The organism is Aeromonas sp. ZOR0002, from assembly GCF_963866995.1.
Lineage (GTDB): Bacteria > Pseudomonadota > Gammaproteobacteria > Enterobacterales > Aeromonadaceae > Aeromonas > Aeromonas caviae.
Genome location: NZ_CAWMFQ010000108.1, coordinates 1 through 13,015, shown reverse-complemented (window position 1 = coordinate 13,015; position 13,015 = coordinate 1). Strand labels below are relative to the sequence as shown.

At 54.7% G+C, this 13,015-nt stretch carries 8 protein-coding genes and 1 pseudogene; 3 read left to right on the top strand and 6 right to left on the bottom strand.

The features are described 5' to 3' along the window. Nucleotides 1–10: 10 nt before the first annotated feature. The 6 genes from AACR77_RS06260 to rimO all read right to left on the bottom strand — a co-directional run bounded on the left by AACR77_RS06260 (nucleotide 11) and on the right by rimO (nucleotide 7,704). Entirely contained in the window at nucleotides 11–1,009 is a 999-nt protein-coding gene (locus AACR77_RS06260; RefSeq protein WP_039040529.1) for an ABC transporter ATP-binding protein, read from the bottom strand. Nucleotides 1,010–1,020: 11 nt separating this feature from the next. Beyond that, the gene (locus tag AACR77_RS06255) at nucleotides 1,021–2,043 is read right to left on the bottom strand and encodes an ABC transporter ATP-binding protein (protein ID WP_042880395.1); all 1,023 of its coding nucleotides are present in this window, start codon (nucleotides 2,041–2,043) and stop codon (nucleotides 1,021–1,023) included. Further along, on the bottom strand, nucleotides 2,040–2,945 hold the full coding sequence (locus tag AACR77_RS06250) for an ABC transporter permease (protein ID WP_042880392.1): 906 nt from the start codon (nucleotides 2,943–2,945) through the stop codon (nucleotides 2,040–2,042). Before AACR77_RS06250 ends, AACR77_RS06255 begins: the two co-directional genes overlap by 4 nt. Nucleotide 2,946: 1 nt before the next feature. Then, nucleotides 2,947–3,930, bottom strand: a complete 984-nt coding sequence (locus AACR77_RS06245; protein WP_010673905.1) for an ABC transporter permease — start codon at nucleotides 3,928–3,930, stop codon at nucleotides 2,947–2,949. 117 nt (nucleotides 3,931–4,047) lie between these two features. After that, complete coding sequence (locus tag AACR77_RS06240) at nucleotides 4,048–5,730, bottom strand: ABC transporter substrate-binding protein (protein ID WP_010673906.1); 1,683 nt, start codon at nucleotides 5,728–5,730, stop codon at nucleotides 4,048–4,050. A gap of 546 nt (nucleotides 5,731–6,276) precedes the next feature. Next, nucleotides 6,277–7,704 carry a 30S ribosomal protein S12 methylthiotransferase RimO gene (rimO, locus tag AACR77_RS06235; RefSeq protein WP_223917418.1) on the bottom strand — a complete coding sequence of 476 codons (1,428 nt, stop codon included), beginning with the start codon at nucleotides 7,702–7,704 and terminating at the stop codon, nucleotides 6,277–6,279. A 299-nt stretch (nucleotides 7,705–8,003) separates the two neighbouring features. Between rimO and AACR77_RS06230 the strand changes: the two genes are divergently transcribed. The 3 genes and pseudogenes from AACR77_RS06230 to AACR77_RS06220 all read left to right on the top strand — a co-directional run bounded on the left by AACR77_RS06230 (nucleotide 8,004) and on the right by AACR77_RS06220 (nucleotide 12,538). Beyond that, on the top strand, nucleotides 8,004–8,213 hold the full coding sequence (locus tag AACR77_RS06230) for a hypothetical protein (protein WP_103261748.1): 210 nt from the start codon (nucleotides 8,004–8,006) through the stop codon (nucleotides 8,211–8,213). Between the two features lie 1,122 nt (nucleotides 8,214–9,335). Beyond that, a pseudogene (locus AACR77_RS06225) lies at nucleotides 9,336–10,252 on the top strand (IS5 family transposase). Between the two features lie 474 nt (nucleotides 10,253–10,726). Beyond that, nucleotides 10,727–12,538 (top strand): recombinase family protein, encoded by a 1,812-nt coding sequence (locus AACR77_RS06220; protein ID WP_081999401.1) that lies wholly within the window; start codon nucleotides 10,727–10,729, stop codon nucleotides 12,536–12,538. The last annotated feature ends 477 nt before the right edge of the window (nucleotides 12,539–13,015 follow it).

Below are 13,015 nucleotides of genomic sequence, written 5' to 3'. Positions count from 1 at the left end.
GCGGGCCTGCTTACCCCTGTTCGTGGAGGTAGCAGCGCACGAAGTGGTTGTCGGCGAGCCGGGTCACCGGGGGCAGGCTCTCCTTGCAGCGGGGCATGGCCTGATGGCAGCGCCCGGCAAAGGGACAGCCACGGGATTCCGGGGTCCAGAGCGGGATTTCCCCCTTGCGGCCTCCCTCCAGCTCGGCGTGGATGCTCTTCTCGGGATCCGGCACCGCCGAAATGAGCAACTGGGTGTAGGGGTGCTGGGGGTGGTGCAGGATCTCGTCCACCTCTCCCCACTCCACCATGTGACCCACGTACATCACCGCCAGATCTTCCGCCACGTAGCGGGCGGTGGCGATGTCGTGGGTGATGTAGAGCATGGAGACGCCGAGCTCGTTCTTCATCTGCTCCATCAGGTTGAGGATGCCGATGCGAATGGAGACGTCGAGCATGGAGGTGGGTTCGTCCGCCAGCACCACTTCCGCCTCCACCGCCAGGTTGCGGGCGATGTTGACCCGCTGGCGCTGGCCGCCGGAGAGCTGGTGCGGGTACTTGGCCGCGGTCGCCTTGGCGGGGGTCAGCCCCACCTTTTCAAGGAGGCCATAGACCATGTCGGGCAGATCCCGCTTGTCGCTCACCTTGCTGTGCAGCAGCAGGGGACGGGCGATGTGGTGGTAGATGGTGTGGGTCGGATTCAGTGAACCGAACGGATCCTGCCACACCATCTGCACGCTCTGGCGATAGTCCAGCAGGGCGGTGCCCTTGTTGAACTCCTCCAGGTCGCGGCCACGGTAGAGGATGCGGCCGTTGGAGAGCTTGTACATCTTGGCGATGATCTTGGCGATGGTGCTCTTGCCGGAGCCGGATTCCCCCACCACTGCCAGGGCGCGGCCCCGGTGCAGGTTGAAGGTGATGTCGGACAGTGCCCGCATCTTGCCGCTCTTGATGGCGTTGGAGTTGACGGCGAAGTCCTTGTAGAGGTGCTGGACCTCGATGATGGGCGCGTCGGTTTGGGCGATTTGCATGACAGACATCCTTAACAGCCAGCGGCCTTGTCCAGATGGATCGGAAGATCCGGTTGTTCCTCTGCTGCCTCATGAAGGTGGCAGGCAGCCTGTTGGCCGGGCCGGATCTCGGCCAGCCGGGTGTATTCCTGGCGGCAGCGCTCGTGCACCTTGGCGCAGCGTGCCTGGAAGCGGCAGCCCACCGGCACCTCCAGCAGATTGAGTGGGCTGCCAGGGATCCCCTCCAGCACGGTCTTGGGCCCATGCAGGGGGGGGAAGGAGTTGCCAAGGCCCCGGGTGTAGGGGTGCAGGGGCGCGGTCAGGATCGCCTTGGCCGGCGCCACCTCCACCAGTTCCCCCGCGTACATGATGCCGATGCGATCGCAGAACTCGACCATGAGCGAGAGGTCGTGGGTGATGAACAGGATGGAGAAGTTGAACTTCGCCTTGAGCGCATAGACCTTCTGCAAAATCTCCCGCTGCACCACCACGTCGAGCGCCGTGGTGGGCTCGTCCATGATCAAGAGCTCGGGGTTGAGGGCCATGGCGATGGCGATCACCAGCCGCTGGCGCATGCCGCCGGAGAACTGGTGCGGGTAGTCCTTGAGCCGGCTCGGGTGGATGTCGACGATCTCCAGCAGCTCCTGGGCGCGCTTGATCGCCTCATAGCGGGTCATGCCGGGGTTGTGGGCCAAGAGCACGTCGCAGAACTGCTCCTCCATGCGCAGCACGGGGTTGAGCGCATTCATGGCGGACTGGAACACCACGCTCGCCTGGCGCCAGCGGTAGCTGCGCAACCGCTCGTCGTCGAAGGCGAGGATGTTCTCTCCCTTGAACAGGATCTCGCCGCCGCTGATGTAGGCGGGCGGCTTGTGCAGCCTAGCCACCGAGAAGGCGACCGTGGACTTGCCGCAACCGGACTCGCCGGCGAGGCCGAACACCTCACCCGGCATGATGTCAAAACTGACCGAATTGACGGCGCGCACGTCGCCGCTCTCGGTGATGTAGTCGACACAGAGCTGGCGCACCGACAGCAGGGGTTGTTGCGGCTTCATGCTGTCTTCTCCTGAGCAGTGATGGGAGTGGCAAGCTGCTTCCAGCGACGCAGGCCCTTGTGGGAACGAAGTTGCGGGTTGGCGATTTCGTCGATGGCGAAGTTGAGCATGGCCAGACCCGCCCCCAGGGCGGCGATGGCAAAGCAGGGGGCCAGGATCTCCCACCAGGCACCCACCAGGATGGCGCTCGAGGTCTGGGCGTTGTAGAGCATGATGCCCCAGCTCACGACGGTGGGGTCGCCAAGGCCCAGGAACTCCAGGGTCGCCTCGGTGACAATGGCGTAGATGATGGATCCGATGAAGCTCACCCCGATGATGGAGATGAGGTTCGGCAGTATCTCCACCAGGATGATGCGCCAGGCCGGTTCACCCAGCACCTCGGCGGCGATGACGAACTCTTTCTCCCGCAGGGCCAGGGTCTGGGCGCGGATCACCCGGGCGCCATAGGCCCAGGAGGTAAAGCCGATGATGAGGGCGATCACCGTCGGTGACGCCTCCCCGATAAAGCTTGCCAGCACCAGCAACAGGGGGAGGTTCGGGATCACCAGCACCACGTTCATCAGGAAGGTGAGGCACTCGTCCACCACGCCGCCGAAGTAGCCGGCGGTGATGCCCACCGTGATGGCCAGGGCGCACACCAGCAGGCCTGCCCCGAAGCCCACCATCAGGGAGATGCGGGCGCCGTTGGTGAACTGGGCCCAGAGATCGTGGCCCATGCGGTTGGAACCCATCACCAGCTCCATGCTGGGGGGCTGGTGGGGGCGGGCGACCCGCTTGGTGGGTTCGTTGCTGGCGAGCAGCGGGGCGAACAGGGCCATCAGCACGAAGGTGACCACGATGGCGAGGCCGAAGGCGGCCTTCTTGTTACCCAGCAGGATTTTCAAGATAGTCGGCATACGCATCTTATTTGCCTCCTGTACGCAGACGGGGATCCAGGAAGACGTAGAGCACGTCCGCCAGGAAATTGAAGCTGAGCATGGTGATGGTCATGATGAGCAGTTGCCCCTGGATGAGGGGGTAGTCACGGGCCAGGATGCCCTGATAGAGGGTCAGTCCCAGGCCGGGGTAGTTGAAGATCACCTCGGTGATGAGGGATCCGCCGATGACGAAACCGAGTGCCATGGAGAGGGCTGTGACGCTCGGCAGCACGGCGTTGCGGGCGCCGTAGTTGAAGATCACCCGGTTGCTGGAGAGCCCCTTGGCCTTGGCCATGGTGATGTAGTCCTCGCCCAGGAGGTTGATCATGTTGTTGCGCATGGTGATGAGAAAGCCCCCTACCTGCACCGCGGCCAGGGTGCCCACCGGCATGATGGCGTGCAGCAGGATGCTCTTGATGTGTTCCCAGCCAAAATCGGCGGGGATCTCGGGGCTGTAGGCGTAGCCGATGGGCAGCCAGCCGAGGCTCACTCCGAACAGGAAGAGGGCGAGCAGAGAGACCACCACGGGGGGGATGGCCTGCATCACCAGGGTGAGCGGGGAGAGGATGCTGTCCATGCGTCCGCCCCGGTACCAGGCGGCGAAGATGCCGACGATGGAGCCGATGGAGAAGCTCAGAATGGTGGAGGTGCCCACCAGGAACAGGGTCCAGCCGATGGCGCGGCCGAGGACGTCGGCAACCGGTTGGGGGTAGTAGCGCACCGAGGTGCCGAGATCCCAGGTGAAGACGCTCTTCACATAGGTGAGAAACTGGGTGCCGATGGGGCCGTCCACGAAACCGAAGGTGGCTTTGAGGGCTTCCAGCGCGGCGGGTTCCATCATGGCGCCGGCCCGGGCAAACATGACGGAGACGGGGTCCCCCGGCATGGCTCTGGGTAGCAGGAAGTTGATGGTGGCGGCCACCAGGAAGGCGACCAGATAGAAGGAGAAGCGTCTAAGTATAAATCCCATGGTGATACCTTTTACTGCAAGCCTGCCCCGCGCCGGGCAAAGCTCCCCCAACCCCGGCAGGTGCGGGGGATGGAAGACATGGCGGGGAAGAGGGCCCCCCGCAGGGGGCCGGGGTGATTAGCTGTTTGGCTTGAGTGACAGCACGTGCAGCAGACGCTCCGGAGTGTCCGGGTGAACCTGCGGCTTGGCGACCGGGTTGTCGGCACTGAACCAGCCATTGAAGCGCTTGGTGCTGTATTCGTACCAGGTCGGGTTGTTGAACACCGGGATGATGGTCTGGTTGGCCCCGACACGCTCCTGGATGGCGAACATGATCTCCTTCTGCTTGGCCGCATCGGCGGTCTGGGTGAAGTCGTCAATCAGCTTGTCGAGCTCGGGATCCTTGTAGCGGGGCGCCGCGAAGCGGTTGCCGCGCTCACCCATGTTGCGGGAGTGGAAAGCGGTCTCGAAGTACTTGTGCGGGTTGGCACCGGCAAAGTAACCCTGCAGGGCGACGTCGAAGTCACCGGTGATCAGGGACTCGGTCCAGACGGTGGCTTCCGGGGTGGCGGTCTTGGCGTTCAGGCCCAGGGCCTGCAGGCCTTCGACCCCGATCTGGACGGTGTTGACCCAGTCGGTCCAGCCGTTCGGTACCAGCACCTTGAACTCGATCTTCTTGCAGCTCGGGGTGTCGAGGAACTTGTCGCCGTCACAGTCCTTGTAGCCCGCCTGTTTCAGCAGGGCCTTGGCCCCTTCCAGGTCGAACTTGTTGTACTTGCCGTACTTCTTCTCGACGTCCGGGTTGTCCCAGGAGGCGAATGCCTTGCCAAGCCCTGACGGGTACTCGTTGACGGTGGGGTAGCCGTAGCCCGCGATGTCCACCATGGACTGGCGGTCCATGGCCATGGAGAAGGCGCGGCGGAAGTTGATGTCGTTGAAGGCTTCGTGGTTGCCCGGGTTCTTGCTCTGGAAGTTGACGTTGAACGCCACTGTGCCGGAGGCGGGGAACCAGTACTTGTTGTTCTTGGGATCGTTGCCGACGTAGAGGCGCTCGATGTCCGGCACGAAGGAGCCGAACCAATCCACGTCACCCTTCATCACGGCGGCCAGTACCTGGTCGTTGGTGGCCATTTGCGGCATGCGCAGGCAGTCGATGGAGAGGCTGGCGTTGTCCCAGTAGTGCGGGTTGCGGCACTGGGTGTAAAGCTGGGCGGAGAAGTTGTCCACTTCGGTGAAGGGACCGGTCCCGACCGGCTTGTCGTTGGTGAAGGCCACCGGGTCTTTCACCGACTTCCACTGATGCTCCGGCACGATGGGCACCAGCACCAGGTCGTTCACCACGTTGGTGTTGATCTCGGCCAGGTCGAATTTGACCTTGTGGTCACCCAGCTTCTCGACACCCTTGATCTGGGTCCAGATGGATCGCTCGTCCAGCGCCTTGTTGGCCTTGACCAGGTTGAAGGAGAAGAGGATGTCGTCGGCGGTGAAGGCTTCACCATCGGACCACTTGACCCCTTCGCGCAGGTCGAAGGTGACGGATTTCAGATCATCGCTGAAGGCGTAGTGGGTGGCCAGACGATAGACGGGTTTGCCACCCTGCATATCGTTGAAGATCACCAGCGGCTCATAGATGAAGTGACGGGTGGTGTGGAGCAGACCCGCTTGCAGGAAGGGGTTGAAGTTCTTGACCCATGCGGTTTCCTGCTGGGCAACCAGGGTCAGCACCGTCTTGTTGTCGGCGGCCATGGCTGTACCGGTGGCACCGGCAAGCAGAGTTCCCAGCATGACTGAGGTTGCGATTTTGGATACTTTGGCAAGCATAATTTTTTCCTTTCTTATTGGTCTTCCATGGTTTTGGAATGGAGCACCGACATCGCATGCTTGGATACCGGCCCTCGCTGTTGGTCAGGTTTTGCACCCTTGTAGTTGTGTCGTCCAACGCCCTTAGAAAAGCAGAATTAACAGGAAAACAACAACTCTTCATTTCGTCGATATCGTAAAAATTGCACGGCGCACGTCATTATCGTCAAAATGTATTTTTAATCCTTTTAAATTATACAGTTGCATTAATTCTCACAAAGTAAAAAGTCACCTTGCCACTCCCTGTGACAACGATAATGTGAGCTGGATCGTGCTCGTTTTTTCCCCGTTGACACGGCTTATTTTTGCGCAGGAAACAAGCGGCTCATGTGGCAGGAGAGAAGTGTGCGCTGGTTCACGGGCGCGTGCGAAAAGAGGGAGGGGAGGGAGATCGGTGATGAGGGGCGGGACAGGGGATGACAGGGGGGCATGCAAGAGCCTGACGGGCGGCGGACATTAAAAAAGCCAGTCGGTGAGACCGACTGGCTTTGAGGGGGAGTGGCGTGATTATTCCACCAGGCTGGCCCAGAGGTCGTACTCGTCCGCTTCGTCGATGCGGACCTTGACCATGTCGCCGGGCTTGAGGCCGGTCTCGCCGTTCAGGTAGACCAGGCCGTCGATCTCGGGGGCATCGGCGGCGGAGCGGCCGGTGGCGCCCTCTTCGTCCACCTCGTCGATCAGCACCAGCATCTCTTTGCCCACTTTACGGGCCAGCTTGCGGATGGAGACCTGCTGTTGCAGCTCCATGAAGCGCTGGAAGCGTTCTTCCTGCACCTCGGCCGGCACCGGATCCGGCAGCTCGTTGGCCTTGGCACCCTCGACCGGGCTGTATTTGAAGCAGCCAACCCTGTCCAGTTCCGCCTTGTCGATGAAGTCCAGCAGCATCTGGAACTCTTCTTCGGTCTCGCCGGGGAAGCCGACGATGAAGGTGGAGCGCAGGGTGATCTCGGGGCAGATCTCGCGCCACTTCTGGATCCGCTCCAGGGTGCGCTCGACGGAGCCGGGGCGCTTCATCAATTTGAGGATGCGCGGGCTGGCGTGCTGCAGCGGGATGTCGAGGTAGGGGAGGATTTTGCCGTCGCGCATCAGGGGGATGACGTCATCCACGTGCGGGTACGGGTAGACGTAGTGCAGGCGCACCCACATACCGAGCTTGGCCAGCTCTTCGCACAGGGCCACCATGCTGGTCTTGACCGGCATGCCGTCGTAGAAACCGGTGCGGTGCTTGACGTCCACGCCGTAGGCGGAGGTGTCCTGGGAGATCACCAGGATCTCCTTCACGCCAGCCTCTTTCAGGCGCTTGGCTTCGGCCAGCACTTCGCCGATGGGGCGGCTCACCAGATCCCCGCGCATGGAGGGAATGATGCAGAAGGTGCAGCGGTGGTTGCAGCCTTCGGAAATCTTGAGATAGGCGTAGTGGCGCGGGGTCAGCTTGACGCCCTGGGCCGGCACCAGGCTGGTGAAGGGGTTGTGGGTGGGTTTTTCCACGTATTTGTGGACGTGGCCCAGCACCTCTTCATAGGCGTGGGGACCGGTGATCTCGAGCACCTTGGGGTGGATCTCGCGGATCTGGTTCTCTTTGGCACCCAGGCAGCCGGTGACGATCACCTTGCCGTTCTCGGCCAGGGCTTCACCGATGGCTTCCAGGGACTCCTGTACCGCGCTGTCGATGAAGCCGCAGGTGTTGACCACCACCAGCTCCGCATCGTCATAGCTGGGCACCACGTCGTACCCTTCGGTACGCAGCTGGGTCAGGATGCGTTCGGAATCGACCAGGTTTTTGGGGCATCCCAAGCTCACAAAACCAATCCTTGGGTGGTGAGACCTAATAATGCTGGAAGTTGCTTGTTGGACAGGTTGGTTGTCCAATGGCTGAGCCGGCGTGGTTGCAGGCGTCAGGCTCTCTGAGCTGGGGTCAAAACGGTTGACAGTCATAGGGTGTCGCTGGTCACTGATGCAAAAAAAAGATGGCGGATTATACCTGATGAGCAGGAAAGAGGAAGAAGTGATGTGTGCATTTTTTAACCTGTAATATTAGATTTCAATGTTCGATATTTTGTGTCTTTTCCTATGAGGTGAAGACGATGCGATCATCAACGACAGGGGCCTCGGTTACGAGTTCTGCCTCGCAGTCCTCAAGCCATCTACGGCCGCCAGCATGTGCGGGAGACCTACACTAAACAGTCAGGCAGTGCCTATTTGATTGCAACCTGCGTCATGGATCGCAGTCTGGTGTGTTCATCTTGCTGGTCGCTGCGGACTTCACTGCCCTTTACCTGCTTGGTGACAAAGCCGAGCTGGTCGAGTTGATTTCCAACCTCATCGGCGTGGTAATCGGTGTACTCCTGAATCCGCGCGACAGCGTGATTGCGTTTTCCTCGGTGCAGCCAATCAGCCTTAAACATGAAGGATATGTTCAATTCAATATCAATTTATTGCGTTGATGATGCTATCCGCAGTGACAATGACTGAATATACGATAACAGGCACAAGCAAATGAATGTGCGAACAGTTCCTCGGTCTGCGACCATGATCCCCACATGGCAACAGGGATGAGGTTCAGCATGAGTTAGCGGATTGCGAGTTCAATGGAACACGCCGTAAAACCCGCAAGGAGTCATTCCTAGCCCGTATAGATGTGTTGCTCCTATGGATGATTATGCTAGTACTGAACATAGTTCCAGACTACCTCGGTCAAGTTAAGAGGGGTGAAGTGTCTGGATCTTCAAGGGGGCAACTCTAGAAGTCGATAAGCTTTTCTTCATTGAGTTACAGTAGTAGCGCTTCAAGTATCAGAAGTTGCTCGTAAGCAGAGCAACTCCTGACTACACCGATAAGGGGGCAGGTAATTGTCGACCTGATGGGACGGATTGAGCATGGGGTCTGTCAATCAGCAATAAGTCGACGGGAGGGTAGGTAAAGATCAGCATTTTTGGTTACAGTTTAATCAAAAGAGGTGGTTTTCAACATTTTTCACATACCCCCACTTGAAAAATTCTAAAAACTGTCCATTTACTAATAATAAGAGCGGTAATGAAATTTTATCGTTTCAACATTCCGCTGCTACGCAGCGAAGAGAAACCAGTTTTACTAGCCCTCGCCGGTTTTTTTATTGAAGAAAAGATATGAAGGTCTCTCTTATAAATTGAAGTTCATTAAGCATGGCTCATGCAATAAGTACGCTATCACTGAGTAACAGAAAACAGAAAACAGAAAACAGAAAACAGAACCGAAATGTGCAGATCTTCCAGATTTGCCAGTTGGCCAAAGAAATGACATTCAATATCATTAAGTAATTTCTTTACGCAGTCACGTTATTCCTGTTAATTTTTACCATCCTCATCGGCTGACCACCATATTCTCGGTGCTACGCCGTCAAGGACTTCAGTCAAGCATTTTTTATGATTGGAAGTCTATTGCTATCTATACCGGAATATACGCGATCTTCATCTAGCGCTTGAGCAAGCGTAGTTTTAGAGGCGTTGTTTCCCAAATCGATGCGGCTTGAATGGAACTAACTGAGGACTTGGTGATCTGATCACCACCATCCTCTTCAAGTCTGCATCATGACCACATCGCTTCACACCATCACCAACTGGCCTAAATACAACAAGTCTTTGATTAACCGTGGTTCACTCACCTTCTGGGTTGATGCCGCCGCCATGAACGACTGGTTCCACCACGACTATCATGGGCGGCGGGGCCGCAGCCAGCTTTACACTGACCAGACCATCTGTACCTTCCTGATGCTCAAAGGGATTTTCAACCTCACTCTGCGGGCCACTTAGGGACTACTCTACTCCCTGTTCGAGTTGATGAATGTGCCGTTGTGCGCACCGGACTATAGCTGTGTCAGCAAGCGGGCCCGCACGGTGACAGCCGCCTATCGGCAGCCCAGCAAGGGGCGCATCACCGACCTGGTTATCGACTCGACGGGTCTGAAGGTGTTTGGCGGAGGCGAATGGAAGGTCAGAAAACATGGCGCTGAGGGCGGCGAGTCTGGCGCAAGTTGCATCTGGCGGTAGATCCGGTGACCCACGATATCTTGGCAGCAGAAGTATAATTGGAGAATGTCCATGATGCCGAGGTGCTGCCGACCTTGCTCAACCCTCTGCGGCGTAAGCTGGGAAATGTTTATGCGGATGGCGCCTATGACAGCAAAGCCAGCCATCAGTTTATCTCGCGCAAAGGGGCAACAGCCTGTATCCCGCCTCGCAAGAGCGCGGGGTTATGGAAAAAGGTGCATCCAAGAAATGAGGCCGTGCTGGTAATGTGCAAGGAAGGGCTGGCGCACAGGAAGAAGATATCGGGGTATCACAGTCGCTCGCTGGCGGAGACGGCTATGTATCGGTTCAAGCTGTTGCTGACGGGGAAAATCAGTCTGCGTAACTACAACGGCCAAGTGGGAGAGGTCATGGCGTATTTAAGCGCCATAAACAAGCTGAATACCCTGGGCCTACCTGTCAGAAAGTCCCGAGTGTAGCGGTTACTCGGGCTGGGAAGTCATGACTTGCTGGCTGATTTGGGAAACAACGCCAGTTTGAGAAAGAGCCAAATATCGCCCTGATGATGGTATGACTACTCTCCCAGAAGGCATGTGACGGGAGTCTTCGCTTCTTCGTGGCACTTTCTAGCCTGAAATATATAAGTGGAAATTAATGTTAGAGGGTATAGATAATTTCTTTCTTGTGAGGTTATTATTTTTTTTTGATGGGGGTTGATATCTAGTTTTTTTGGATATAACCTTCTACTTAAATGTTTGCTAGTGGTTATATGCCGTGTATCGGCAATAGTGTTTATGTTCAGAAAATGAACAACGCTAAGTTATTGTGTCATAGCCGGACGGCTGGTCTAGACATGCCTGCTTTAATTTAATCCAACTGTACCGGTAGCGTACAAGTATAGTTGCGTATCTAGCATATATAGCCTCGTCATAGAATCAATTTTTGGAGATGTTATGAATTTAAGGTCGTCTGTACCAACTCTATATCTGTATAGTCGTGTAAGTACGGATAAGCAGGCCGCCGGTAATAAAACTGGCGTACAACGCCAGACTGAGGGGAAGTTGGTTGAGGCAACAAGGGAAAAATATAGTGGCATGCCTGTTGTTCATATGTCAGATAACGGAATGTCAGCCAGTAAAGGTGAAAATATCGAGCATGGATGTCTAGGTGATTTTATTGAACTATGCCATTCAGGTCAAATTGCATCCGGCTCTGTATTGGCCATGGAGAATATAGACCGTTTCTCTCGCCTAGCGTTAACGGAAGCTAGTAAATATTTAACCAGTGTTCTTGCAGCTAATGTTCTTGTTTATACATGGATTGATGGGACTGTGTATCAAAGAGACAATCTTATATCCGCGATTTTTTCAATAGTTAAACTTGAAAGCAGCAACGATTATACAAATAGACTTTCTGCCCGAGTTACTGGTGCTGCACGTGTTGCTTTAAAGCGCCATCAGAATGGTGAGCGCGATCCGGATGGTTATCCGGCAGCGATTAATGGTTTCGGTAAAAATAAATTTTGGGTTGATACGTCAACTGGGTTTGTTCGCCCTCATCCATATTATTTTCCTGTAGTTAAGGAAGTAATTGTGATGATTCGAGAAGGGAAGGGACATATAACAATTAAAAAGTATTTAGATGAAAACTATACCCCCCCTACAATAGCTCAAAATTCTAATAAAGAGGGGTGGGGAATAAATCTTATTAAAAAGATTATCAGTGATCGAGCAGTTTTAGGCGAAAAAATAATTCATATTGATGGTCGCGAGCATCTGTTGGGAAATTATTATCCGGCTGTTTGCACTGAGGCTGAATTTGCACAAGCTAAGCGTGTGCGTAGTGAAAAAAAACAGTTTGCTAGTAAGTTGAAAAGCGCGATGGGCATCGTTACTGGAATGCGTATCGCAACTTGTGGGAACTGTGGCAGTTCGCTACAGGTCTACCGTAGCAAAGCTGGGAAAAAAGATGAAAAGCTCCGTTATAAATGCAGCGGAAGGTCAGACACTTCGGTGAAAAGCTGCACAGCTGCAACATTTGATAATAGATATTTTGAGTATGCACTAATGTTGCTGATTGGCAGCGTGATACTTCAGCCTAAGAAAAATACAAGTGAGAATAAAATTGCTTCGATTAAAAATAAAATAGAGTCGATAAGTTCAAAAATAGAAATTATGATTCAATCTGTGGGGGCGACCACAGAGGGGGATATACATATCCTGTTGACTGAACGACTAGATAAATTATCTAGGGAACGTAAAAAGTTGAATGAAGAATTGACCATTGAGATTAGTCATACAGAGGCTTCTATTAACCCAGATATATATATGCAGATACCACGTAATTTCATTGACTATAATCAGGCTGATATAAGAGATGAGGTCAGGGATATAATATATAAGACAGTGAAATCCGTAAAGGTACATTCTGTTACTAGCTGTTTCTACATACAGGTTGAGTTGTTTGGTGGAATGATGACTGATGGTATTGTTATTGACAATAAATATATTTCTGATTTCGGTTTTGATATGCACCATCAGCAGGAAAACGAGGATGCATTCCTAGCTTACAATAGATTTGCCAATAACTTCGAGTGTATCGATAAAGATGGAAGGTGTATTAGGATGTTGGACATGGTTAATGGCACACATTTTATCACCTCTGATGACTTTTATCTCAATGAAAGAGTAAGTACCTTAAAGAATCAGGCCATGAGTGAGGAAATGCGTGCTGCAATTGAAAAATTTGAAAGCTGGGTCCTTTAAATTCAGCAGAGAATAGGTAGGTTGTAATATTTTTGATTTTTGTTAGTGATTGATGTGTGGGATTTCTCTTATTTTCCTGAGAAGATAAGCAATGCTATATATTGACATCATGATGCGTACCATCAGGTATCTGAACAAGCAGACGAGGTGGCACGAGGGGGAGATACCCTAATAGTATTTCTTAGATGTGGCCCCATGCAGCGTAAGCTGCAAGCTCACCAAAGCCCTCAGAAACTGAGTACCCGCCTGAGTACCCATCTCGCAACTTATTTTGATACCGACCGCACTGATACCCCGCCTGGTCTATCTACTGATTGCTGTAGCGCCACCCAGCAGCAATAAATCCAGTTTTTCATTAGCCCCGGTCTGAGATTTTCAGCCTGGTTCTCCATCCTCATTACTTGCTCTGATAGTGTGCTGCATGTGTTATATTCGGCTCAAACATTGAGCCGAATGATGGGCTGGGTCGGCTCATTA

Excerpts from the sequence above, each read along its gene's own strand:
- AACR77_RS06260 (WP_039040529.1), bottom strand. The coding sequence starts at position 1,009 with ATGCAAATCGCCCAAACCGACGCGCCCATCATCGAGGTCCAGCACCTC.
- AACR77_RS06255 (WP_042880395.1), bottom strand. The coding sequence starts at position 2,043 with ATGAAGCCGCAACAACCCCTGCTGTCGGTGCGCCAGCTCTGTGTCGAC.
- AACR77_RS06250 (WP_042880392.1), bottom strand. The coding sequence starts at position 2,945 with ATGCGTATGCCGACTATCTTGAAAATCCTGCTGGGTAACAAGAAGGCC.
- AACR77_RS06245 (WP_010673905.1), bottom strand. The coding sequence starts at position 3,930 with ATGGGATTTATACTTAGACGCTTCTCCTTCTATCTGGTCGCCTTCCTG.
- AACR77_RS06240 (WP_010673906.1), bottom strand. The coding sequence starts at position 5,730 with ATGCTTGCCAAAGTATCCAAAATCGCAACCTCAGTCATGCTGGGAACT.
- rimO (WP_223917418.1), bottom strand. The coding sequence starts at position 7,704 with ATGACTGTCAACCGTTTTGACCCCAGCTCAGAGAGCCTGACGCCTGCA.
- AACR77_RS06220 (WP_081999401.1), top strand. The coding sequence starts at position 10,727 with ATGAATTTAAGGTCGTCTGTACCAACTCTATATCTGTATAGTCGTGTA.